This is a genomic window from Flavobacterium sp. U410 (genome assembly GCF_053570605.1).
The window spans coordinates 28594-54625 of sequence record NZ_JBSEFI010000017.1 but is presented as its reverse complement, the minus strand read 5'-3'; the positions used below and the strand labels follow the sequence as shown (position 1 = coordinate 54625).

The following is a 26032-nucleotide window of genomic DNA, read 5'->3' as shown; positions in this document are numbered from 1 at the left end:
TTTATTCCATTTCTCTTCTAAATTCAGGGAAAAGTTTGTTGTAATTGTTGAATTTTACTTTCTCTTGATTATAGAATTCGGTGTCTTTAGCATCTTTCATGTATTCTAATAAGCTTCTATAGCGTTCAATACTACTTACAATGTCGTAGCGATAATCATAACGTTCGTTAGCAGTCATGCTATTAAAGAAAGTTAACTCTTCTTGATATTTAGAAATAAGCTCTGTTAATAATTTTCTTGCTTTATCTTTCTTGCCTACTTCATAGTATCCTTGAGCAAAGGGCTCAACGATAGTATAATATTCAAAGTATTTAACCGGCATTTTCTCCATTGCTAAATCAATTATTTTTTCAGCTTTTTGATTTTTACCTTCAATAATCAAAGCCTCCATTAGTCTAGCCATGTTGGTTCTGTAAGTAATACCATTTCTTCTGGTCTCAGGATCGTGATAGATTTCAGGACTACCGCTATTTCCCCAATACCATTTGGTAACAATGTCATACATTTTATCAGTATCGATAGCTCCCATTTCCATTGGATTAGGTTTGCCTTTTTGAGGAGTTTTAACAGGAACTAGTTTAAAACATAAACCATCTAACTCTAAATAGTCTTTCATCCACAAGTAGTCATCCTCTCCAAAACTTCCTCCGGTAAAATAAATAGGACGTTTCCAATTATTGGTGTTAACGATGTCTAACATCATCAAGCGGTTTTTGTACAACGCATCACCTTTGATTTTAAATTCCATTGTAGGTACAATTGAATCGTAGAATTTAGGGGAAACAACTTTGTTTTTGATGATAGTCTCTTTATCAATAGGGATGAAAACTTTATTAGTTGGGAAATAGTTAATCCATTGGCCACTTCTCATTTGAATTTTAGCTCTTTCATCATCTAAAGATAAAAATTTAATAAAATCATCCAATGAAAGGGAATCTTTAGTACGTTCTAATAAGAAACTGTAATCGCGATTACTTCCTTTGTATTGATCTCTTGTAAAAGAAATTGGCACCGGATCTGAATTATATGCTTTTCTTTTCATTTGGTCAATGTACCAATCTGTCATGAATAAACTAGTGTTTACAATTCTAACGTCGGTACGATACCCTTCAATTTCTTGCGCATACCATAAAGGGAATGTGTCATTGTCTCCGATAGTAAATAGGATGGCATTTTCGTCACATGAATCTAAGTACGCTTTTGCCATAGCAATAGCTGTATAGCGATTACTTCTGTCGTGGTCGTCCCAGTTTTCTTTTGCCATCAAAAGTGGAGAAGTTAAGAAACAAACGGCCAAAACTGAAGGAACTATAACTTTTGGACTTAGATATTTTTTTAATCCGTCATATAGTGAGTAAGCTCCAAAAGCCATCCACATTGCAAATACATAAAATGAGCCTACTAAGGCATAATCACGTTCTCTAGGCTCAAAAGGTCTTTCATTAAGATAGATCTTTAAAGCTAAGCCTGTGAAAAGGAATAAAGCTAATAAAACATAAAAACTTTTAAGATCTTTTTTGGCATGATAAATCATTCCGATTAATGCTAAGATAAGAGGTAGGAAATAATAAGTGTTTCTTCCTTTGTTGTTTAGCATGTCAGAAGTTAAGTTTTTCTGTGAACCAAGCCTTGCAGAATCTACTATAGGAATTCCGCTGATCCAGTTTCCGTCTAAATCATCACCACGCCATTGTTTGTCGTTTTGTCTTCCGGTGAAGTTCCACATTAGATAGCGCCAATACATGTGACCAAATTGATATTGGAACATGAATTTGATATTATTAAAGAAACTTGGCTTTTCAACAATTAAATATTCGCCATATCCTTTAAGAAACTTATCATAGTCGTCTAAATCAAATTTTCCTTGACTAAAACCACTTCTAAACTCAGCAACCACTTCAACTAATTCTTGTTCGTCAGCATATTCCGGTTTGATTCTAAAATCAAGAGGTTCTGTAAACATCATGTAGTTTACATTGTGTTCACTACTCCACATTCTAGGTAAGAATGCTTTGTGATTATCATCAGTATTTTGAACAGAATTGATGTAGTTGTTTGTAATTACATATTTTCCGGTTTTGTAGTCTCTTTCGTAGTTAGGTTTTCCGTCTAAATATGGGGTGTTTTCATCAAGTCCTGAATAGGTATCAGAAAATTGTGGTCCGTAGAACAGCTTTTGTTCACCATATTGCTCACGGTTATAATACGCTAAAACTTCAGCCGCATCTGATGGTTTATTTTCGTTAATCGGAGGATTAGCATTGGCACGAATAGGTAACATCATCCAAGTTGAAAATCCAATCAAGATGAAAAGAGTGCATAATAAAATCGTGTTGTAAAGAATAAAGCCCTTCTTTTGAGTATATCTTAAGCCGAAGAAGAATACAGCCAAAATAGCTAAAAAGGCAAAAACAGTACCTGAGTTGAACGGCATACCTAAACTATTGACCATGAAAATTTCTGTTTTTCCGAAGAAAGCCAAAGTGTATGGTAAAAGAAGTTTGAATATGAAAAGTAAGATTGCAACAATAACAATATTGGCAATGATAAAACTTTTTGTAGTAACGTTTTTGTATTTTTTGAAGAAATAAAGAAATCCGATAGAAGGCAAAGTTAATAATGCCATAAAGTGAACACCAAAAGAAAGTCCAATAATTAATGAAATTAATAATAACCAACGATTTCCTCTTGGAGTGTCAATGTCTTGTTCCCAACGCAAGCCAAGCCAAAACAGAATTGCAATTAAGAAAGAAGCCATAGCATAAACTTCTGCTTCAACAGCATTAAACCAAAAACTGTCTGAGAAGGTATAAGCTAAAGAGGCTATGAATGAGCCACCTAAAATCATGATATAACTTGAATCGCTGTCATCTTCTTTTATAAATATTCTTTTCATTAATAAGGTTAATGACCAAAACATAAATAAAATGGTAAATGCACTAGAAAAAACAGACATCATGTTTACCATTAATGCAACTTGAGTTGGGCTGCCGGCAAACATGGCAAAAAATGCACCTAACATTTGAAATAACGGAGCTCCGGGTGGGTGACCTACTTCTAGTTTAGCAGAAGTTGTGATATATTCACCACAGTCCCAAAAACTCATAGAAGGTTCAACAGTTAAAGAATAGGTGGTTAATGCAATTGCAAAGGAAACCCATCCAAGGATAGTATTCCATTTCTTAAAATTGAATGAACTCATAGAGATTGTTTTAACGTCGCTTATAAACTTTTACAAAGAAACTATTTTTTTGCTTAAAGAAAAGCCAAAAAAAAATTTTTAATATTTTTTTTGAAAAAATTTGCAGGGATAAAAAAATGTACTACATTTGCACTCGCAATGACAAAGTTGCTTGGGAATTGGCCCATGGTGTAATGGTAACACTCCGGTTTTTGGTACCGTCATTCAAGGTTCGAGTCCTTGTGGGCCAACAAAAAAACTCTGATAGAAATATCGGAGTTTTTTTATGCTTTTTTGTAAAAAAAAGAAACTCAGCCTAAGCTGAGTTTTGAGTGTTATATTTTAAAAGTAACTACAGGTCTTTTTGCGTGGTTGACTAAATCTTCGCTAATACTGCCGTTAAAAAAGTGAGAGATGCCTTTTCTTCCGTGAGTGCTCATTCCTATTAAGTCTGCATTGACTTCTTTGGCGAAATGTAGGATGCCTTTCTCTACATTGATATCGTTGTAGATATGGGTAGAAAACTTATGGATTTTGAAGTTGGATGCAAATTCATCCATTATCTTTTGAGCAACGCGAGTAGATTTAAAGTTGTTAGGAGTGTTGATGGTTAGTAGGTGGAGATGTGCGTTGAATTCATTAGCAAATTGAACTACTTTTTCAAAAGGTTTTTTAATCTCGTCTGAAAAGTCAGAAGCGAAAACAAAATGATCAATAGCGAATGCAGGATCGTCCTTTTTGATTATTAAAACGGGGGTTGTGGAATTTCGGACTACTTTTTCTGCGTTAGATCCAATGAACATTTCCTGAAAACCGCTTGCGCCATGTGATCCCATTACTATTAGGTCTGCATTGTGGATTTCTGCATTTTTGACAATACCTGTAAAGGCCATTTCAAATTGCATGATTTTTGATATTTTCGTATCTTTTAAATAAGGAGCATCCATTAAAGCGTCTAATTTTGCTTCTGCGGCATTTTTAAACAGCATTAATTCAGGTATTTCGTGAGATGTTGAAATAGCATCATTGCCAGATGTAGGAAGTTCCAACATGTGTATTAAGAAAATTTCGCCGTTGTTTTTTTGAGCAATCTGTGCCGCTACTTTTAATGCGTATTCGGCATGTTGGGAAAAATCGGTTGGGACTAAAATTCGTTTCATAAAGTACGTTTTATAAGGTTGGATGTAAAAAATTACATAATAAAGTTAGTAAATATGTATCAAATCTACAATTTTTTTTTAATTAAAAAAATATCCTTATATTTGCTGCAAATTATTTATTACTAGTTAAATAATGAGGCACGCACAGCGTGCCTCTTTTTATAAAATATGAGTTTTAAAGAAAGAGTTCAGCATTTATTAGAAACGGCATTAAATGAGCGTTCAGACTTGTTTTTAATTGATTTGAAAATAGGGGAAGGAAATAAGATAAATGTTGTGATAGATGGAGATAATGGTGTAAATTTGCAAGACTGCATAGATGTAAGTAGAGCAATTGAACATAATCTTGACCGTGAAGAAGAAGATTTTTCGCTTGAGGTGGCTTCTGCCGGAGCTTCTAGTCCGTTACAGTTGGTGAGGCAATACAGAAAGAACCTAGGAAGAAAGTTGAAAGTGAAGATGAATTCGGGGGAAGTTTTAGAAGCAGATATAACTGCTGCTAGCGATGACAACATTACCTTGGAGTGGAAAACCCGAGAGCCTAAGAAGATAGGTAAAGGGAAAGAAACAGTTATAAAACAAGAGGTGCTGCCTTATAGTGAAATTAAAGAAGCAACAGTTATAATATCATTTTAAAAAAAAACACAAATAAGTTGACATGGAGAATATTGCGTTAATTGAGTCGTTTTCAGAGTTTAAAGATAATAAGCTCATCGATAGAGTTACCTTAATGGCAATCTTGGAAGATGTGTTTCGCAATGCATTAAAGAAAAAATACGGTTCTGACGATAATTTTGATATTATTATTAATCCGGATAAAGGAGATATGGAAATCTGGAGAAACAGAACGGTTGTAGAAGATGGTGAGGTAGAGGATTCAAATTCTGAAATTTCTCTTTCTGAAGCGCGCAAAATTGAACCTGATTTTGAAGTTGGTGAAGAAGTATCAGAAGAAGTGAAATTAATTGATTTAGGAAGAAGAGCAATTTTAGCTTTACGCCAAAACCTAATATCTAAAATTCATGAACACGATAATACAAATCTTTACAAACAGTTTAAAGATTTAATTGGTGATATTTATACCGCTGAAGTTCATCATGTGCGACCTAAAATGGTTGTTTTGATGGATGATGAAGGAAATGAAATTGTGTTGCCAAAAGAAAAACAAATTCCAAACGATTATTTCAAAAAAGGAGATAATGTGAGAGGGATTATTGAATCGGTTGAATTAAAAGGAAATAAACCTCAAATCTTAATGTCGAGAACTTCTCCGGATTTCTTAGAGAAATTGTTTGAGCAAGAAATTCCTGAGGTGTTTGATGGTTTAATCAATGTTAAAAAAGTAGTTCGAATTCCTGGTGAAAAAGCAAAAGTAGCGGTAGATTCTTATGATGACAGAATTGATCCGGTAGGAGCTTGTGTGGGGATGAAAGGTTCTCGTATTCATGGAATTGTACGTGAGTTAGGAAATGAAAATATTGATGTGATTAATTTTACCACAAACCCGCAATTATATATTACCAGAGCATTGAGCCCGGCTAAAGTTTCTTCGGTTAAAATAGATGAAGCAAATAAAAAAGCAGAAGTGTTCTTGAAAATTGAAGAAGTGTCTAAAGCTATTGGTAAAGGAGGATATAATATTCGATTAGCTAGTATGCTTACAGGATTTGATATTGATGTTATTCGCGAAGGAGTTGAAGAAGTGGATGATGTAGAATTAAGAGAATTCTCAGACGAAATTGAAGCTTGGGTAATTGAAGAATTTGAAAAAATCGGTTTAGATACTGCAAGAAGTGTACTGGAACAAGATGTGCATGATCTAGTAAGAAGAACAGATTTAGAAGAGGAAACAATCTTAGATGTATTTAGAATTTTAAAAGAAGAATTGGAAGACTAAATCTCTAAAATATATTTACACTGCTAAACACAACACAAACTAGAATTTAGAAAAATTAAAAACATTATATGTCTGATAAAAGAGTTATAAGAATCAACAAAGTTTTAAGGGAATTAAACATTTCTCTTGATAGAGCTGTGGACTTTTTGAAAGAGAAAGGGCATGAAATTGAATCAAGTCCAAATGCCAAGGTCTCTCAAGAGGAATATGATGTCTTATGTCAACAGTTTTCTGCAGATAAAGGCAAGAAAGAAGCTTCTATGGAAGTAGGAGAGGAAAAAAGAAAAGAGAAAGAAGCTTTAAAGCGCGAGTTGGAGAAAGAATTAGAACTAAAACGTCAGCAAGAAGAAAAGTTAAGACAAGAGCAAGAGATTATTAAAGCAAAGGCTATTGTTACGGCTCCGAAAGCTGTTGGTAAAATAGATTTGAATCCAACGAAACAAGAAGAGAAAGCAGAAGAAGTTGTTGAACAAAAGATTGAAGAAGTAGCTAAACCTGAAGAACCTAAAGTTGTTGAGGAAGTGGCTCCGAAAGAGATAGCTCCTAAAGAAGAGCAAATTCAAGTTCAAAAAACAGAAGAAAAGGTAACTCCTAAGTTAGTTAAAGAGGTTAAAGAAGTAAAAGTTGAAAAGAAAGATGAAGGCTTGATAATTGAAGATGAAAAAATTCAAACGCAATATCAAAAGCTTTCGGGAGCAACGTTTACCGGACAAAAAATCGATTTGTCTCAGTTTGAAAAGCCTAAAAAGAAAAAAGAAGAGAAAAAAGACTTCAAAAAAGGCAATCACAATAACTCAAATAATAACCAAGGAAATAATAATCAAGGACAGAATAATAACAATAACGCAAATAAGAAAGAGGTTGGCGGAGATAAAAACAAACGTAAGCGTATTGTAAAACCTGTTCAAGGACAAAATAACCAAGGAGGAAATAATAACCAACAAGGGGCTAAAAAAGATTTCGGTAGAGATCGTTTTAATAAAGGTAAAAAACCGGTAATCCAAAAAGTTGAGCCGACAGAAGAAGAGGTTAAAAACCAAATTAAAGAAACGCTTGAGAGATTACAAGGTAAAGGGAATAAATCTAAAGCAGCTAAATATCGTAAGGACAAACGTGAGACTCACCGTCAGCGTTTAGATGAAGAGCAACAACAACAAGATCTAGAAAGCAAAATATTAAAAGTAACAGAATTTGTTACTGTAGGTGAAATTGCTACGATGATGGATGTGCCAATTACTAAAGTGATCGGAACTTGTATGTCGTTAGGAATCATGGTAACCATGAACCAAAGATTAGATGCTGAAACACTTTCTATTGTTGCAGATGAGTTTGGTTACGAAGTTGAGTTTATTACAACAGATATTGAAGAAGCTGCTGAAGAGATTCAAGATAGCCCGGAAGATTTACAAGAGCGTGCTCCTATTGTTACGGTGATGGGACACGTTGATCACGGTAAAACATCATTCTTGGATTATGTTCGTAAAACGAATGTAATTGCAGGTGAGTCAGGAGGTATTACACAGCATATTGGTGCCTATTCAGTGAAATTAGATGATGGTCATAGAATTACGTTCTTAGATACTCCGGGTCACGAGGCCTTCACGGCAATGCGTGCTCGTGGTGCTCAGGTGACGGATATCGCTATTATCGTGATTGCTGCGGATGATGACATCATGCCACAAACAAAAGAGGCAATTAGTCATGCACAAGCAGCTGGAGTTCCAATGGTTTTTGCAATTAATAAAGTGGATAAACCAACGGCTAATCCTGAGAAGATTAAAGAGAAATTAGCAGCTATGAACTTGTTAGTAGAAGAGTGGGGTGGTAAGTACCAATCACATGATATCTCTGCTAAATCAGGTTTAGGAGTTAAAGAATTATTAGAGAAAGTTTTATTAGAAGCTGAGCTTTTAGAGTTAAAAGCAAATCCGGATAGATTGGCTCAAGGAACTGTTGTAGAAGCACAGTTGGATAAAGGTAGAGGTTATGTAACTACTATCTTGGTTCAGAATGGTACTTTGAAAATCGGAGATTATGTTTTAGCAGGGAAACACCATGGTAAAATTCGTGCGATGTTTGATGAGCGAGGGCATAACATCAAAGAAGCAGGTCCATCAACTCCGGTTTCAGTTTTAGGATTGGATGGAGCGCCTACTGCAGGTGATAAGTTTGTAGTGTATGAAGATGAAAGAGAAGCAAAACAAATAGCAGCAAAACGTACGCAATTAATGCGTGAGCAATCGGTTCGTACGCAAAAACACATTACGTTGGCAGAAATTGGTCGTCGTATTGCATTAGGTCAATTTAAAGAATTAAATATTATTCTTAAAGGTGATGTGGATGGATCAGTAGAAGCATTGTCAGACTCATTCTCTAAATTGTCTACAGACGAAATCCAAATCAATATTATTCACAAAGGTGTTGGGGCTATTACTGAATCGGATGTATTGTTAGCTTCAGCTTCAGATGCAATTATTATCGGATTTAATGTTCGCCCTCAGGGAAGTGCAAAAGCATTGGCTGAGAAAGAAGAGATTGATATCCGTAATTATTCAATCATCTATGCGGCAATTGATGATGTTAAAGATGCAATGGAAGGAATGTTGTCTCCGGAATTAAAAGAAGAGGTAACAGGTACAGCCGAAGTTAGAGAATTGTTCAAAATTTCTAAAGTAGGTACCATCGCAGGTTGTATGGTCACAGATGGTAAAGTGTTTAGAAACTCTAAGATACGTTTGATTAGAGAAGGTGTAGTAATTTATACTGGAGAATTGGCAGCTTTAAAACGTTTTAAAGACGACGTTAAAGAAGTGTCTAAAGGGTATGATTGTGGTATGCAGATTAAAAACTACAACGATTTGAAAGAATACGATATTATTGAAGCTTTCCAAGAAGTGGAAGTGAAGAAAAAATTGAAATAATTTTCTTTCGAAAAATAGAAAAGCCGAAATCTTAGATTTCGGCTTTTTTTATGAATAATACAATTTTTTTTAAAAAATCTATTTTCCTGGTTTGATTAAAAGAGCTGTAGGATATTTCTTTTTTATTTCTAATAAAGCTCTTTCTGCATGAAGGCGAGATTTATAGTTTCCGACATAAACTTTATAGGTTGGATTAGTATAAATGATAGTACCTTCAATGTCTCTAAAATCTCTTTTAAAGGCAATTAACTGATTATTTGCTTCTAAGCTGTTTCCGTAGAAAATTTGTATCTTATAGCTGTCATTTATTGCTAAATTTGCATTGATTTTAGCTTTTTCATTCAATAAGAATGAAAATTTTTCATCTTGACTTAGAATGGTTTTTGATTCTTGAGCATGCATTCCTATAGAAATAAAAAAGGAAAAAACAGATAGTTTTGCTATAGTGTTAAAGGCTAATTTTCTCATTTTGAATATGGATTTAAAGCAAAAATACAATTTATCTTATTATTCGATAATGATAGAGTTATTTAGAATAAATATAAATTGCATTTTAAGACAAAATTAAGGTTTTTATAATAGTTCGAATGTCGTATTTTTGTCGGAGTTTAAAATAAAGCATGGTGGTAGAGCTACTAAAAATGTTCTAAAATCATGCCAAAAATGACACGATAATCATAATAAATATGAAAAAGGTGGGTAACCATAAATCATTTTCAAAGATTTTCTTCAGTTTAGCGCTAACGCTATCTTTTTCTTTATCTGTATTCTCTCAAGATGCTGCTCCGGAAGCTGCTGCAGGTGCAGGAGACCCGGCAAAAGGTAAAGAGTTGTTTAATACCAATTGTGCTGCTTGTCATAAATTAGACAAAAAGTCTACAGGTCCGGCTTTAAGAGGTGTGGCTGATAAATATGACAAAGAGTGGATTTACAAATGGGTTCACAATAGTGCTGAGTTAATCAAGGCAGGCGATGCTCAAGCAGTAAAAGTATTTGAAGAAAACGGAAAAGTGCCAATGACGGCTTTTCCTCAGTTATCAACACAAGATATTGATAACATTTTGGCGTATACGTCACAGCCTGCGGAAACTAAAACGGAAACAACATCGACTCCTGTGGGAGGAGATCAGACTCAAGAAGCTTCGGGGATTTCAAATGAGGTTATTTTAGGGGCTTTAACTTTGGTATTGGCAATGCTTGTTGTGATGTTGTTGTTGGTAAACAATGTCTTGAGAAGAATTGCTAAAGCTAACGGGATTGAAGTTGTGTCTGAAAAATCGTTGCCTTTATGGAAAGCATTTGCTAAAAATCAGTTTTTAGTATTAGTTTCTGTGATTGTTTTCTTGTTAGTTGCTGCTTATTTTGCTTATGGGTATTTAATGCAAGTGGGTGTGGATCAAGGGTATGCTCCGGTTCAGCCTATTCATTACTCTCATAAAATTCACGCTGGTGATAATGGTATTGATTGTAAATACTGTCACTCTTCGGCAAGAGTTAGTAAGACTTCTGGAATTCCTTCTTTGAATGTTTGTATGAACTGTCACAAGAATATTAGTGAAGTTGCAGAATCAACTGCTACTCCAGAGCATTCTAAAGCGTTCTACGATGAGCAAATTCAAAAATTGTATGCTGCTGTAGGTTGGGATCCGGCTAAACAGACGTATACAGGAAAAACTCAGCCTGTGAAGTGGGTTAGAATTCATAATCTTCCTGATTTTGTTTATTTTAATCACTCACAACACGTAACTGTAGCGGGTGTTGAATGTCAAAAATGTCACGGTCCTGTTGAAACTTATGAAGTTATGGAGCAATTTGCGCCGTTAACAATGGGATGGTGTGTTAACTGTCACAGAGAAACTAATGTGAAGGTGGAAGATAATGAATATTATAAAAAGATTCATGAAGAGCTTTCTAAAAAGTATGGTGTTGACAAGTTGACGGCAGCTCAAATGGGAGGATTAGAATGTGGTAAATGTCACTATTAATAAATTAATTTAAGAAGCTAATATCAATATATAATATGGCATCAAACAAAAAATACTGGAAAAGTGTTGAAGAGCTAAATGAAAACAGCTCTATTGTTGAGACGCTAAGAAACAATGAGTTTGTAGAGCAAATCCCTGTGGATGAATTTCTTGGTAACAAAGAAGGTTTGTCTACTGCAAATACAACTCGTCGTGACTTTTTAAAATACGTAGGTTTTAGTACGGCTGCAGCTTCTTTAGCTGCTTGTGAAGGACCTGTTGTAAAATCGATTCCTTATGTGATTCAACCGGAAGAAATTATCCCTGGTGTAGCAGATTATTATGCTACAACCGTGGCTGATGGTTTTGATTTTGCTAATATTTTAATCAAAACACGTGAAGGTCGTCCAATTAAAGTTGAGAACAATAAATTAGATGGAGCTATTTCTGGTGCAAATGCCAGAGTTCATGCATCTGTTTTATCTTTGTACGATAGTTTACGTTTGAAACAACCTAGGATTGCTGGTAAAGATGCAACTTGGGCTGAAGTAACTTCAAAAATAAAAGTAAGTTTAGATGAGGCTAATGAAAAGGGAGGTAGTGTAGTGTTTTTAACTTCTACAACAGCTAGCCCTTCTACAGAAGCTTTATTGGCTGAATTAAAAGCTAAATATCCAACTGTAAAACAAGTAGTATATGATGCTGTTTCTGATTCAAATGCTTTAGATGCTTTTGAAACTGTTTATGGTGTTAGAGGTTTTGCGGGTTATGATTTTTCTAAAGCAGATGTTATCGTTTCTGTAGGTGCTGATTTCTTAGGAGATTGGCAAGGTGGTGGATATGATGCTGGTTATGCTAAAGGAAGAATTCCTAAAAACGGAAAGATGTCTAAGCATATCCAAATCGAGGCAAATATGTCTTTAGCTGGTGCAAATGCAGACAAGCGTATTCCGTTAACAATAGCGCAACAAAAACAAGCTTTGGTTGAATTGTATAGTGTTGTTGTGGGTGGTGCTAGTTCCGGGTTGAAGAGTGTGGAAGTGGCTAAAGCTGCTCAGCAATTAAAAGCAGCCGGATCTAAAGGTGTAGTGGTTACTGGTTTAGATGATTTGGATGCTCAATTGTTAGTATTGGCTATTAATGCTGCAATTTCTTCTGAAGCTTTTAATCCAAGTGCTGCTAAATTAATTAGAAAAGGTAACGCTAAAGAAGTTGCTCAATTAGTAGCCGATATGAAAGCAGGTTCGGTACACACATTGATTATGAATGGGGTGAATCCTGTGTATACTTTAGCTAATGCTAAAGACTTTGCTGAAGGTCTTAAAAAAGTAAAATTATCAGTAGCGTTTTCTTTAAAAGAAGATGAAACGTCTACTTTAACAACTATAGCTGCAGCAGCTCCACATTATTTAGAATCTTGGGGAGATGTTTCTTTAGTGAGAGGTCACTATAGTATTATGCAGCCAACTATTCGTCCATTGTTTGATACAAAACAATTCCAAGAAGTAGTATTAAGCTTATTAGGCAATAGTGCATCATATTATGATTATTTAAAAGGTTTTGCTAGTACTCAATTAGCTGGTAAATCTTGGAATCAAACAGTTCATGATGGTTTTGCTCAAACTGAAGTTGCGCCATTAACGGCTGCTTCTTTTGATGTATCTTCTTCTGTTTCTAAATTAGCATCAGCTAAATCTTCAGGATTGGAATTAGTATTGTATACTAAAACCGGAATGGGTGATGGGCAGCAAGCTAATAATCCATGGTTGCAAGAGTTTCCGGATCCAATTACAAGAGTTTCTTGGGATAACTATGTGACAGTTTCTAAAAAAGATGCTGAAAAACTAGGGTTAGAGAACTGGAATGTTGCTAACGGAGGTTTAAATGGTAGCTATGTAACTTTAAAAGTTGGAGCTGCTACTTTAACAAAAGTTCCTGTAGTAATTCAACCAGGTCAAGCGGTTGGAACTGTAGGTTTAGCTTTTGGTTATGGTAAAACGGCAGGTCTGAAAGAAGATATGCAAGTAGGTGTTAATGCTTACGCTTTATATTTAAACGCTAATGCTGTTCAAAATGTTGCTATAACTAAAGAGGATGGAGAGCATGAATTTGCTTGCGTTCAGTTACAAAAAACATTGATGGGTAGAGGTGATATTATTAAGGAAACTACTTTAGAGATTTTCAATACTAAAGATGCTGAAGTTTGGAATCCGGTTCCAATGGTTTCTTTAGATCATAAAGAAGTGGCTTCTACAGAAGTTGACCTTTGGGAATCTTTTGATAGAAGTATAGCGCATCACTTTAATTTATCAATTGACTTAAATGCTTGTACAGGTTGTGGTGCTTGTGTGATTGCTTGTCATGCTGAAAACAACGTTCCTGTAGTAGGTAAGTCTGAAGTAAGAAGAAGTCGTGATATGCACTGGTTGCGTATTGATAGATACTATTCTTCTCAAGATACTTTTGAAGGTGATGTTGAATTAAAAGAAAGTGCATCCGGATTAATGAATTCGATTGATACATTCACAGGAATGGAAGATCCTTCAGAAAATCCGCAAGTAGCTTTCCAACCGGTAATGTGTCAACACTGTAATCACGCTCCTTGTGAAACAGTTTGTCCTGTTGCTGCAACTTCTCACGGTAGAGAAGGTCAAAACCACATGGCTTATAACCGTTGTGTAGGTACTCGTTACTGTGCAAACAACTGTCCATATAAAGTACGTCGTTTCAACTGGTTCTTGTACAACAAGAATAGTGAATTTGATTACCACATGAATGATGATTTAGGTCGTATGGTATTGAATCCAGACGTTAACGTGCGTTCTCGTGGGGTGATGGAAAAATGTTCTATGTGTATCCAAATGACACAAGCTTCTAAATTGAAAGCAAAACGTGAAGGAAGATCTGTTAAAGATGAGGAATTCCAAACAGCTTGTTCTGCAGCTTGTTCTAGTGGTGCAATGGTATTTGGAGATGTAAACGATAAAGAAAGTGAAGTAGCTAAATTAGCTGAAGATGCAAGAATGTATCACTTACTAGAGCATATCGGTACTAAACCAAATGTATTCTATCACGTAAAAGTTAGAAACGAAAAATAATTATTAATTAACAGAAACAATATAAAGGATTATGTCGTCTCATTACGAAGCACCCATTAGAAAACCTTTAGTGGTAGGAAATAAATCTTATCACGATGTTACGGTAGACGTTGCTAAACCTGTAGAAGGTCGTGCAAATAAGCAATGGTGGATTGTATTTTCGATAGCATTTGCTGCTTTCTTATACGGTTTAGGCTGTATGATCTATACAGTATCTACTGGTATTGGTACTTGGGGTTTAAATAAAACAATTGGCTGGGCTTGGGATATCACCAACTTCGTTTGGTGGGTAGGTATTGGTCACGCCGGAACACTTATCTCTGCGGTATTATTATTATTCCGTCAAAAATGGAGAATGGCCATTAACCGTTCTGCAGAAGCAATGACGATTTTCTCGGTAATGCAGGCAGGTTTATTCCCAATCATCCACATGGGACGTCCATGGTTAGGATACTGGGTATTACCAATTCCGAACCAATTTGGTTCATTATGGGTTAACTTTAACTCTCCATTATTATGGGACGTATTTGCGATCTCTACTTATTTATCAGTATCATTGGTTTTCTGGTGGACTGGTTTATTACCTGACTTCGCTATGCTTCGTGATAGAGCTGTTACTCCTTTTACAAAAAGAATTTATTCTACATTATCATTCGGTTGGAGTGGTAGAGCAAAAGACTGGCAACGTTTTGAAGAGGTTTCTCTTGTATTAGCTGGTTTGGCAACTCCACTTGTACTTTCTGTACACACAATCGTATCTTTTGACTTCGCAACGTCGGTAATTCCTGGTTGGCATACAACTATCTTACCTCCTTATTTCGTTGCCGGAGCGATTTTCTCAGGATTCGCAATGGTGCAAACTTTGTTAATCATTATGAGAAAAGTATCTCAATTAGAAGACTACATTACATTGCAACATATTGAGTTAATGAACTTGGTTGTTATGATTACAGGATCAATTGTTGGTACTGCTTATATTACTGAGTTATTTGTAGCTTGGTATTCTGGAGTAGAGTATGAACAATATGCATTCTTAAATAGAGCAACTGGTCCTTACTGGTGGTCTTACTGGTGTATGATGACTTTTAACGTAATTTCTCCACAGGTAATGTGGTTCAAGAAAATTAGAACGAGTATTGCTGCTTCATTCGTTATTTCAATTGTAGTTAACGTTGGAATGTGGTTTGAGCGTTTCGTAATCATCGTTACATCATTACACAGAGATTATTTGCCATCTTCATGGACAATGTTCCAACCGACTTTTGTTGATGCTGGTATTTATATCGGAACTATTGGATTCTTCTTTGTATTATTCTTGTTATATTCAAGAAGTTTCCCTGTAATTGCACAAGCTGAAGTTAAGACTATCTTGAAATCATCAGGTGACAATTATAAAAGAGAGAGAGAATTAAACGGTCATAATCATTCTGATAATCATTAATATCATGAGTAATAAAGTTATACACGCTATATATAATGATGATGATGTGTTAATGGATGCTGTTAAACAAACAAGAGCAGCTCATCATCATATTGAAGAGGTTTATACGCCTTTTCCTGTACACGGTTTAGATAAAGCTATGGGACTTGCTCCTACACGTATCGCGATTGCTGCATTTATTTATGGATTAATTGGACTTTCTGTTTATACAAGTTTGATTAATTATGTAATGATTAATGATTGGCCTCAAGATATTGGTGGTAAACCTAGTTTTAGTTTTATTGATAATTTACCGGCTTTTGTGCCTATTATGTTTGAAGGAACTGTATTCTTCGCGGCTCACTTAATGGTTATTACTTTTTACATGAGAAGTAAATTATGGCCTTTTAAACAAGCAGAAAATCCAGATGTAAGAACTACTGATGATCATTTCTTAATGGAAGTTGGAGTTCATGGAAATGAAGATGAGTTAGTTTCTTTCTTACAAGGGACAGGTGCAGTTGAAGTAAAAGTAATTGAAAAGCATTAACAAGTATGAAAAGCTTATATAAAATTGTAGCTGTAGTTGGTCTGTCAATTGTTGCAACTTCTTGTTTCAACAAAAATAAGCCTAACTATCAATTTTTTCCAAACATGTATGAAGCGGTTCCTTATGAAACCTATTCAGAACATGATGTTTTTAAAGGAGGTAAAGAAGGACAGTTACCGGCAGAAGGGACTATCAAAAGAGGTTTTGTTCCTTACGAAATTCCTAATACACCTGAAGGTTATGCTTTAGCTAAAGCTACCTTGAAATCACCTTTAGATTCTCTTTCTCGTAATCCGGAGAATGGTAAAGCATTATTCAATATTTATTGTGCAATTTGCCACGGAGAAAAAGGAGACGGTAAAGGAAACTTAGTGAAAAGAGAGAAATTCCTTGGAGTACCTAACTATAAAGATAGAGAAATTACAGAAGGAAGTATTTATCACGTAATAACGTATGGATTAAACTCTATGGGTTCGCATGCTAATCAATTGTCTCAACAAGAGAGATGGCAAGTTGTTGATTACGTTTTAAAACTAAGATCAGAATTATAATTGTAAAACACTTTTGAAAATAATTGATATGTACACGTTTTCAAGTAAATTAAAAACTTTTTCTTTGATTTTGATGGTGATTGGAGCTATTGGAATTGGAGTTGGTTTTTGGAGTGCACCAAAGACTATAGAAGAAGTTGAAACTATTTTATCAGAGAATAGCCATGGTCATCACGATCAAGCTGCCTCTCATGACGCACACGCTGCGCACGATGCTCATGCTAACCATGACGCTCATGCAGATGCTGCTCATCAAGAACATGTAAACCATGTTTTCCACCAATTGCAAAACAAACCTTGGGCTGCATTCTATGTTGCTTGTATTTTCTTCATGTTGTTGAGTGTTGGTGCTTTAGCATTTTATGCTATTCAACAAGTAGCACAGGCAGGTTGGTCACCAATTTTATTCCGTGTTATGGAAGGGATTAGTGCTTACTTATTACCTGGTTCTATTATTTTCTTCTTAGTTTTAGTTCTTTCGGGTGTTCATATGAATCACTTATTTGTATGGATGGATCCTGAAGTTGTAGCACACGATCACTTAATTCAAGGGAAATCTGGATACTTAAACGTAACATTCTTCTTAATTAGAGCTGTATTGTTCTTAGGTGTTTGGAACTTATACAGAATATTTGCTAGAAAAAATTCGATTGCTCAAGATGAAAACGAAGGAAATTCTTTTTATAAAAAGAATTTCAAATTATCAGCATCATTTTTAGTATTCTTTATTGTTTCTGAGTCTATGATGTCTTGGGATTGGATTATGTCTGTAGACCCTCACTGGTATAGTACATTATTTGGATGGTATGTTTTTGCTAGCTTCTTTGTTAGCGGTATTACTGCTATCGCTTTGATTACAATCTATTTAAAATCTAAAGGTTATTTAGAGCAAGTTAATACAAGCCACATTCATGACTTAGCTAAGTTTATGTTTGGTATTAGTATTTTCTGGACATACTTATGGTTCTCTCAATTCATGTTAATTTGGTATTCTGATATTCCAGAAGAGGTTACTTACTTCGTAACACGAATTGAACACTATAAATTACCATTCTTTGGTATGTTGGCTATGAACTTTATTTTCCCATTATTAATTCTTATCAATACAGATTTCAAACGTTTGTCTTGGATAGTGGTAATGGCTGGTATAGTTATTCTTTCAGGACACTATATTGATTTCTTCAATATGATTATGCCTGCTACAGTTGGTGATCAATGGTTCATTGGTTTACCTGAAATCAGTTCAGTTTTATTCTTCTTAGGATTATTTATCTTCGTGGTATTTACTGCATTGACTAAAGCTCCGCTTGTAGCTAAAGGAAATCCATTAATGGAAGAAAGTAAACATTTTCATTATTAATATTTAAAGAATAAACAAATGACAGGTTTATTGGTATTTATTATTTTAGTTTTAGTCGGGGTTGCTATTTGGCAATTAACTAAAATATTTGATTTAACTCAAATTGGTGCAACCAATGACTCTGAGGTTGCAAACGATAGAGATAATAGTGTTAACGGATATTTGATGTTTGCATTCGTTGGGTTTATATATTTATTTACTATCTATTCAATTTATGCATGGGGACATTTAGTTTTAGGAACTCCTGCATCTGAACATGGTCCTGACTATGATAACTTAATGACTATTTCATTGGTTATTATTTTTATTGTACAAACAATTACTCAGTTCTTATTGCATTACTTTGCTTTTAAATATAGAGGAAAAGAAGGGCAAAAAGCATTATACTTTGCTGATAATAGCAAATTAGAAGCTATTTGGACTGTAATTCCTGTTGTAGTTCTTGCTGGACTTATTTTATACGGATTGTATACTTGGAATAACATTATGTTCTACGACAATGAAGAAGACGTAATGTATGTTGAAGTATATGCAAAACAATTCGCTTGGGAAGTAAGATACTCTGGAGAAGATAATACTTTAGGTAAAGCTAATGTTCGTTACATTGAAGGTATCAACACTATGGGAGTTGATTTAGCTGATCCGTCTGCTCAAGATGATAAAGTGACTAATGAATTACATTTACCAAAAGGTAAAAAAGTAGTTTTCAAGTTCCGTTCACAAGACGTATTACACTCTGCTTATATGCCTCACTTCAGAGCACAAATGAACTGTGTTCCTGGTATGATTACTCAGTTTACTTTTGTGCCAACTGTAACTACAGCTGATATGAGAGAAGATGAGAAAATCAAAACAGATGTAGCTAAAATTAATGAAATTAGAGCTAAGAAAAGTAAAGAACTTGAAGCAAAAGGAGAATCTGCGTTAGAGCCATATACATTTGATTATTTATTATTGTGTAACAAAATTTGTGGAGCTTCTCACTATAACATGCAAATGAAGATTGTAGTTGAAACTCCAGAGGAATTCAAAGCTTGGTTAGCTGAAAAGCCAACTTTAGCATCACAATGGAAAGAAGCAAATGCTCCTGCTGAAACTCCAGCTCCGGAAGTAATGGAAACTGTAGTAGATACTACTAAAGTTTTAGCTCAAAATTTAAATTAATTATAATATAAGAATTATAAGATTATGTCAGCACTAGAACACGGTCATCACAAAGAAACGTTCATAACAAAATATATATTTAGTTACGATCATAAGATGATTGCTAAGCAATATTTGATTACTGGTATGGTAATGGGTATTGTAGGTATTTTGTTATCTATTTTATTCCGTATGCAAATTGCTTGGCCTGAAGAATCATTTGGAATTTTTAAATTTTTATTAGGCGAAAAATTTGCTCCGGGTGGAGTAATGCGTCAAGATATTTATTTAGCATTAGTTACTATTCACGGTACAATCATGGTTTTCTTCGTGTTAACTGCTGGTTTAAGTGGTACATTCAGTAACTTATTATTGCCTTTACAAATTGGAGCGAGAGATATGGCTTCTGGATTTATGAATATGCTTTCATACTGGTTGTTCTTCCTTTCTTCAGTAATTATGTTAGGTTCATTATTTGTTGAGTCAGGTCCTGCAGCAGCTGGTTGGACAATTTATCCTCCTTTAAGTGCATTACCTCAGGCTATTCCAGGTTCGGGTTTAGGTATGACTCTATGGTTAGTGTCAATGGTATTTTTCATGGTTTCTTCTTTAATGGGATCTTTGAACTATATTGTTACAGTAATCAACTTGAGAACTGAAGGAATGACAATGACTAGATTGCCTTTGACTGTTTGGACTTTATTCGTTACAGCTATCATCGGTGTGGTTTCATTCCCGGTTTTAGTATCTGCAGCTTTATTATTAGTATTCGATAGAAGTTTTGGTACTTCTTTCTATTTATCTGATATCTTTATCTCTGGTGAAGTTTTACATTACCAAGGAGGTTCTCCGGTATTGTTTGAGCACTTATTCTGGTTCTTAGGTCACCCGGAGGTATATATCGTATTATTACCGGCTTTAGGTATTACTTCTGAAATTATTGCAACAAATTCAAGAAAACCAATCTTTGGTTACCGCGCGATGATTGCTTCAGTATTAGCTATTGCTTTCTTATCAACAATCGTATGGGGTCACCACATGTTCGTATCAGGTATGAATCCTTTCTTAGGTTCTGTGTTTACGTTCACGACTTTATTGATTGCTATTCCTTCTGCAGTAAAAGCATTTAACTATATTACGACTCTTTGGAAAGGTAACTTGCAAATGAATCCGGCAATGTTGTTCTCTATCGGTTTGGTGTCAACATTCATTACTGGTGGTTTAACAGGTATCATTTTAGGAGATAGTACATTAGATATCAACGTTCACGATACATATTTCGTAGTGGCTCACTTCCACTTAGTAATGGGTATCTCTGCACTTTACGGTTTCTTTGCCGGTGTTTACCACTGGTTCCCTAAAATGTACGGGCGTATGATGAACAAAAACTTGGGTTATGCTCACTTCTGGGTAACTGCTGTTTGTGCTTACGGAGTTTTCTTCCCAATGCACTTCATCGGTATGGCAGGTTTACCACGTCGTTATTATACAAACTCTGCTTTCCCATTGTTTGATGAACTAGCAGATGTTAACGTTTTAATTACTGTATTTGCTATTGTAGGTTCTATTTTCCAAGTTGTTTTCTTCTGGAATTTCTTCTACAGTATGTTCTACGGTAAAAAAGCTACTCAGAATCCATGGAGATCTAATACATTAGAATGGACTACTCCTGTTGAGCACGTTCATGGTAACTGGCCAGGTGAATTACCTACAGTACACCGTTGGGCTTATGATTATAGCAAACCGGGTCAAGAAGAAGATTTTGTACCACAAAATGTTCCAATGAAAGACGGTGAAAAAGAATTACATCACTAAATTCATATAGCGTTAATAAAGAAACCTTTCCAGTCGGAAAGGTTTTTTGTTTTATATTTGCTTTTATTTGTTGCTATGAACGAAAATTTAGATCCTAACAAGGAGCGCTTTACTCCTCAGGAAATTGATATTGAAAAAGCTTTACGTCCGCTTTCCTTTGATGATTTTGCCGGACAAGATCAGGTATTGGAGAATTTGAAAGTATTTGTTCAGGCAGCCAACTTAAGAGACGAAGCTTTAGATCATACACTCTTTCATGGTCCTCCGGGTTTGGGTAAAACTACTTTGGCTAATATTTTAGCTAATGAACTAGGTGTCGGAATCAAGATAACTTCGGGACCTGTTTTAGATAAGCCTGGTGATTTAGCGGGTTTGTTGACTAATTTAGACGAAAGAGATATTCTTTTTATTGATGAAATACATCGACTAAGTCCTGTTGTAGAAGAATACCTGTATTCGGCTATGGAGGATTATAAGATTGATATTATGATTGAATCGGGACCAAATGCAAGAACGGTTCAAATTAATCTAAACCCTTTTACTTTAGTAGGAGCTACAACGCGTTCAGGATTGCTTACAGCCCCTATGAGAGCTCGTTTTGGGATACAAAGCCGATTACAATATTATAATACAGAGTTGCTAACAACAATTGTTCAACGAAGTTCTTCTATTTTACAAATGCCTATTTCTATGGAAGCGGCTATCGAAATTGCAGGAAGAAGTCGTGGAACACCTCGTATTGCTAATGCATTGTTGCGTAGGGTACGAGATTTTGCTCAAATTAAAGGAAATGGAAAAATAGATATTGAGATTTCTAAATTTGCTTTGAAAGCCCTTAATGTTGATGCCCATGGTTTAGACGAAATGGATAATAAAATTTTGAATACTATTATCGATAAGTTTAAAGGAGGACCAGTTGGTTTAACGACATTGGCAACCGCTGTATCAGAAAGTGGTGAAACAATTGAAGAAGTGTATGAGCCATTTTTAATACAAGAAGGATTTATCATTCGTACACCTCGCGGCAGGGAAGTAACAGAAAAAACATACAAGCATTTAGGTAAAGTTAGAGGTTTTAATCAAGGAGAATTGTTTTAAATTGATTGCAAACAAAGAAAAATATTCAAAATTAATCAAAGCCGAATCGAAAAGACTCGGCTTTTTGTCTTGTGGGATTTCGAAAGCTGATTTTTTAGAAGAAGAAGCCCCTCGTTTGGAAAAATGGCTTTCTGAAAACAGAAATGGCCAAATGAAATACATGGAAAATCACTTCGATAAGCGATTAGATCCTCGTTTGTTGGTTGATGGTGCTAAAAGTGTAATTTCTTTACTTTTGAATTATTATCCCGAGGAAAAACAGCAAAACGATTCATATAAAATTTCAAAATACGCTTATGGCGAAGATTATCACTTTGTTATAAAAAATAAATTAAAAGAATTACTAGATTACATAGAAGCCGAAATAGGAAGAACAGTCTGCGGTCGTTACTTTGTGGATTCGGCTCCGGTTTTAGATAAAGCTTGGGCAGCTAAATCAGGTTTAGGTTGGATAGGTAAAAATGCGAACTTAATTACCAAAGGTGTTGGCTCTTTTTACTTCATTGCAGAACTAATTATCGATTTAGAATTAGAATACGATACGCCTACAACTGATCATTGCGGTACATGTACCGCTTGTATAGATGCTTGTCCTACCGAAGCTATTATTGCTCCTTATGTGGTTGATGGCAGTAAATGCATTTCGTATTTCACTATCGAACTAAAAGAAGAATTACCTGTTGAAATGAAAGGTTCTTTTGATGATTGGATGTTTGGTTGCGATACTTGCCAAGATGTTTGTCCATGGAACCGATTTGCCAAACCGCATCAGGAAAAAGCATTTCAACCTCACTTTGACTTGCTAAATTTGACTAAAAATGATTGGGAAAACCTTAAAAAAGAGTCTTTCAATCAAATTTTTAAAAATTCAGCAGTTAAACGAACCAAGTTCGAAGGACTTGTAAGAAATATTAAATTTTTAAAAGAGTAGGTCTAAAATTTTTTTCTTTCAAAGCTTATTTTAACTTTGTAGGTTCATATAAAACCTATTATATGCATAAAGATACAAAAAGAAGAGAAGCTTTGCTTTACCACGCTAAACCGAAACCAGGTAAAATAGAAGTGGTAGCAACTAAAAAGTATGCAACTCAAAGAGATTTATCATTGGCATATTCGCCAGGTGTTGCAGAGCCTTGTTTAGAAATCAAAAAAGATGTAAATAACGTTTATAAATATACTACTAAAGGAAATTTAGTAGCTGTAATTTCTAACGGTACCGCAGTTCTGGGATTGGGTGATATTGGAGCAGAAGCTTCAAAACCGGTAATGGAAGGAAAAGGATTATTGTTCAAAATTTTCGCAGGCATTGATGTTTTCGATATTGAAGTAGGTACAAAAGACATAGATGAATTCATTCAAACGGTTAAAAATATTGCACCGACATTTGGAGGAATTAACCTTGAAGATATTAAAGCTCCTGAGTCTTTTGAAATTGAAAGAAGATTAATTGAGGAGTTGAACATTCCTGTAATGCACGATGATCAACACGGAACAGCAATTATTTCTTCTGCTGCTTTGTTGAATGCATTAGAATTAGCAGAGAAAGAAATTGACAAGATTAAAATCGTTGTTTCCGGAGCGGGTTCGGCAGCTTTAGCTTGTGCTAACTTATATTTGTTGCTAGGTGTAAAAGCAGAAAACATCTATATGTTTGACAAAGATGGAATGTTGACTGCTGATAGAACGGATTTGTTAGACGTTCAAATGCGCTATGCTAAAGACGGAGGTGCTAAAACATTGGCAGAAGTTATCGTTGGTGCTGATATGTTCTTAGGCTTATCTGTTGGAAATGTGTTGACCTCGGAAATGTTATTGTCGATGAACAATGATCCTATTGTTTTCGCAATGGCAAATCCAACGCCTGAAATTGATTATAATCTTGCGGTTAGTACACGTAAAGATGTAATTATGGCAACCGGTCGTTCTGACTTTCCTAATCAGGTAAATAACGTTTTAGGATTTCCTTATATTTTTAGAGGAGCACTAGATGTCAGAGCGACAAAAATTAATGAAGAAATGAAAATGGCAGCTGTTCATGCTTTGGCTAGTTTAGCTAAAACTCCAGTGCCGGAACAAGTAAATATCGCTTACGGAGAAACCAAATTAACGTTTGGTAGAGATTATTTTATCCCAAAACCTTTTGATCCTCGTTTGATTGCAACTGTGGCTCCGGCTGTGGCAAGAGCCGCTATGGAATCGGGTGTCGCACAAATTGAAATTCAAGATTGGGAAAAATACGAAATCGAATTGCTGGAGCGTTTAGGAAATGACAATAAAATGGTTCGTTTGTTAATGAACAGAGCCAAAACAGATCCTAAGAAAGTTGTTTTTGCAGAAGCAGATCAATTAGATGTTTTAAAAGCGGCTCAAATTGTTTATGAAGAAGGAATTGGTATTCCGGTTCTATTAGGAAATAAAGAGATGATTCAGGAATTGAAAGCTGAAATTGGTTTTGATGCTGAAGTATTAATCTTAGACCCGAAAACAAGAGAAGAGGACGAAACTAGAAAACGTTATGCGCAAGCTTTTTGGAAATCACAACAACGCAAAGGAGCTACTTTGTTAGAAGCCGAAAAATGGATGCGCGAGCGTAATTATTTTGGGTTGATGATGGTAAATGAAGGGGAAGCAGATGCATTGCTTACCGGATTTACCAGAAGTTATCCGACGGTTGTGAAACCTGTTATGGAATTGATTCCAAAAGCACCCGGAGTTTCTAAAATTGCAACTACAAATGTGATGATGACTAAACGTGGTCCTTTATTTTTAGCAGATACAGCTATTAATCCTGATCCGAGTGCTGATGATTTAGCAAGAATTGCATTAATGACAGCTAAAACCGTTCGAATGTTTGGTATGGAGCCAATTATTGCTATGGTTTCTTTTTCAAACTTTGGTTCGTCATCAAAAGAAAGTGCTAAGAAAATTAGAGATGCAGTAGCATATTTGCATAAAAATCATCCGGAATTGATTGTGGATGGTGAAATTCAAACTGATTTTGCTTTAAATTCGGATATGTTGAAAAGCAAATTTCCATTCTCTAAATTAGCAGATAAAAAAGTAAATACCTTAATTTTTCCCAACCTAGACTCGGCAAATATCACATACAAATTGTTAAAAGAATTGAACGAAGCTGATTCTATCGGACCTATAGTTTTAGGCTTGGACAAACCCGTTCACATTTTTCAATTAGGTGCAAGTGTTGAAGAAATGGTAAATATGGCGGCTGTTGCTGTGGTAGATGCTCAGGAAAAAGGAAAGAAAAATAAACAAATAGAAAAGTAATAGATAATGATAACCCACATACAAGGAAAATTAGTCGAAAAAACACCTACAGATGTCGTTATTGACTGTAATGGAGTGGGTTATCTTATTAATATTTCACTTCATACTTTTTCATTATTACCGGATTCTGAAAACTTAAAGTTATTTACTTTCTTACAGATAAAAGAAGATGCACATACGCTTTATGGATTTGTAGAAAAGCAAGAACGAGAATTGTTTAAATTGTTATTATCGGTTTCAGGAGTTGGAGCGAGTACAGCAAGAACCATGTTGTCTTCTATTCCGCCTACAAATATAATTCAAGCTATAGCTTCTAATGATGTAGCAACAATTCAAGGAATAAAAGGAATTGGAGCTAAAACAGCTCAACGAATTATTCTGGATTTAAAAGAAAAAGTGTTAAAAGTATACAATTTAGATGATGTTTCTGTTGTGGTAGGCAATACAAACAAAGAAGAAGCGTTATCTGCATTAGAAGTTTTAGGCTTTGCTAGAAAAGCTGCCGAAAAAGTTTTAGATAAAATTGTTAGAGAAACCCCAAATGCCTCTGTAGAACAATTAATTAAAGAAGCTTTAAAAAATTTGTAAT

General features: G+C 35.0%; 18 protein-coding genes and 1 tRNA gene. 16 read left to right on the top strand and 3 right to left on the bottom strand.

Annotated elements, in window-relative coordinates; all coding sequences use genetic code 11:
• Nucleotide 1 precedes the first annotated feature (1 nt).
• Entirely contained in the window at nt 2–3202 is a 3201-nt protein-coding gene (locus ACUSJC_RS11890) for a glycosyltransferase family 117 protein (RefSeq protein ID WP_449269787.1), read from the bottom strand.
• 159 nt (nt 3203–3361) lie between these two features.
• Here ACUSJC_RS11890 and ACUSJC_RS11885 point away from each other — a divergent pair.
• Nucleotides 3362–3432: transfer RNA gene (locus ACUSJC_RS11885), tRNA-Gln, on the top strand.
• An 84-nt stretch (nt 3433–3516) separates the two neighbouring features.
• On the opposite strand, the gene ACUSJC_RS11880 is transcribed toward ACUSJC_RS11885, so the two are convergent.
• A complete protein-coding gene (locus tag ACUSJC_RS11880) occupies nt 3517–4341 on the bottom strand; it encodes a universal stress protein (RefSeq protein ID WP_449269786.1) in 825 nt (274 codons plus the stop codon).
• Nucleotides 4342–4509: 168 nt separating this feature from the next.
• On the opposite strand from ACUSJC_RS11880, the gene rimP reads away from it, so the two are divergent.
• The 3 genes from rimP (at nt 4510) to infB (ending at nt 9159) form a co-directional block, all read left to right on the top strand.
• Nucleotides 4510–4977, top strand: a complete 468-nt coding sequence (gene rimP / locus ACUSJC_RS11875) for a ribosome assembly cofactor RimP (protein WP_449269785.1) — start codon at nt 4510–4512, stop codon at nt 4975–4977.
• A 22-nt stretch (nt 4978–4999) separates the two neighbouring features.
• Nucleotides 5000–6238, top strand: a complete 1239-nt coding sequence (gene nusA, locus ACUSJC_RS11870; protein ID WP_449269784.1) for a transcription termination factor NusA — start codon at nt 5000–5002, stop codon at nt 6236–6238.
• Between the two features lie 68 nt (nt 6239–6306).
• A complete protein-coding gene (infB, locus tag ACUSJC_RS11865) occupies nt 6307–9159 on the top strand; it encodes a translation initiation factor IF-2 (RefSeq protein WP_449269783.1) in 2853 nt (950 codons plus the stop codon).
• A gap of 78 nt (nt 9160–9237) precedes the next feature.
• On the opposite strand, the gene ACUSJC_RS11860 is transcribed toward infB, so the two are convergent.
• On the bottom strand, nt 9238–9627 hold the full coding sequence (locus ACUSJC_RS11860; protein ID WP_449269782.1) for an SPOR domain-containing protein: 390 nt from the start codon (nt 9625–9627) through the stop codon (nt 9238–9240).
• A 218-nt stretch (nt 9628–9845) separates the two neighbouring features.
• On the opposite strand from ACUSJC_RS11860, the gene ACUSJC_RS11855 reads away from it, so the two are divergent.
• From ACUSJC_RS11855 to ruvA, 12 genes are all read left to right on the top strand, one after another.
• Entirely contained in the window at nt 9846–11144 is a 1299-nt protein-coding gene (locus tag ACUSJC_RS11855; RefSeq protein ID WP_449269781.1) for a c-type cytochrome, read from the top strand.
• Nucleotides 11145–11179: 35 nt separating this feature from the next.
• Nucleotides 11180–14221 (top strand): TAT-variant-translocated molybdopterin oxidoreductase, encoded by a 3042-nt coding sequence (locus ACUSJC_RS11850; RefSeq protein WP_449269780.1) that lies wholly within the window; start codon nt 11180–11182, stop codon nt 14219–14221.
• Nucleotides 14222–14252: 31 nt separating this feature from the next.
• Nucleotides 14253–15662 (top strand): NrfD/PsrC family molybdoenzyme membrane anchor subunit, encoded by a 1410-nt coding sequence (nrfD, locus tag ACUSJC_RS11845; RefSeq protein WP_449269779.1) that lies wholly within the window; start codon nt 14253–14255, stop codon nt 15660–15662.
• Nucleotides 15663–15666: 4 nt separating this feature from the next.
• Nucleotides 15667–16191, top strand: coding sequence for a DUF3341 domain-containing protein (locus ACUSJC_RS11840; protein ID WP_449269778.1), 525 nt, complete (start codon nt 15667–15669; stop codon nt 16189–16191).
• 5 nt (nt 16192–16196) lie between these two features.
• On the top strand, nt 16197–16742 hold the full coding sequence (locus ACUSJC_RS11835) for a c-type cytochrome (protein ID WP_449269777.1): 546 nt from the start codon (nt 16197–16199) through the stop codon (nt 16740–16742).
• Nucleotides 16743–16770: 28 nt separating this feature from the next.
• Nucleotides 16771–18102, top strand: coding sequence for a quinol:cytochrome C oxidoreductase (locus ACUSJC_RS11830; protein ID WP_449269776.1), 1332 nt, complete (start codon nt 16771–16773; stop codon nt 18100–18102).
• An 18-nt stretch (nt 18103–18120) separates the two neighbouring features.
• Nucleotides 18121–19266: a cytochrome c oxidase subunit II gene (locus ACUSJC_RS11825; RefSeq protein WP_449269775.1), complete on the top strand. Its 1146-nt coding sequence runs from the start codon at nt 18121–18123 to the stop codon at nt 19264–19266.
• A gap of 24 nt (nt 19267–19290) precedes the next feature.
• Entirely contained in the window at nt 19291–21060 is a 1770-nt protein-coding gene (locus ACUSJC_RS11820) for a cytochrome c oxidase subunit I (RefSeq protein ID WP_449269774.1), read from the top strand.
• A gap of 75 nt (nt 21061–21135) precedes the next feature.
• Entirely contained in the window at nt 21136–22158 is a 1023-nt protein-coding gene (ruvB, locus tag ACUSJC_RS11815) for a Holliday junction branch migration DNA helicase RuvB (protein WP_449269773.1), read from the top strand.
• Between the two features lies 1 nt (nt 22159).
• Nucleotides 22160–23089, top strand: coding sequence for a tRNA epoxyqueuosine(34) reductase QueG (queG, locus tag ACUSJC_RS11810; RefSeq protein WP_449269772.1), 930 nt, complete (start codon nt 22160–22162; stop codon nt 23087–23089).
• Between the two features lie 62 nt (nt 23090–23151).
• A complete protein-coding gene (locus ACUSJC_RS11805; protein WP_449269771.1) occupies nt 23152–25443 on the top strand; it encodes an NADP-dependent malic enzyme in 2292 nt (763 codons plus the stop codon).
• 6 nt (nt 25444–25449) lie between these two features.
• Nucleotides 25450–26031 (top strand): Holliday junction branch migration protein RuvA, encoded by a 582-nt coding sequence (gene ruvA, locus ACUSJC_RS11800; protein WP_449269770.1) that lies wholly within the window; start codon nt 25450–25452, stop codon nt 26029–26031.
• Nucleotide 26032 lies beyond the last annotated feature (1 nt).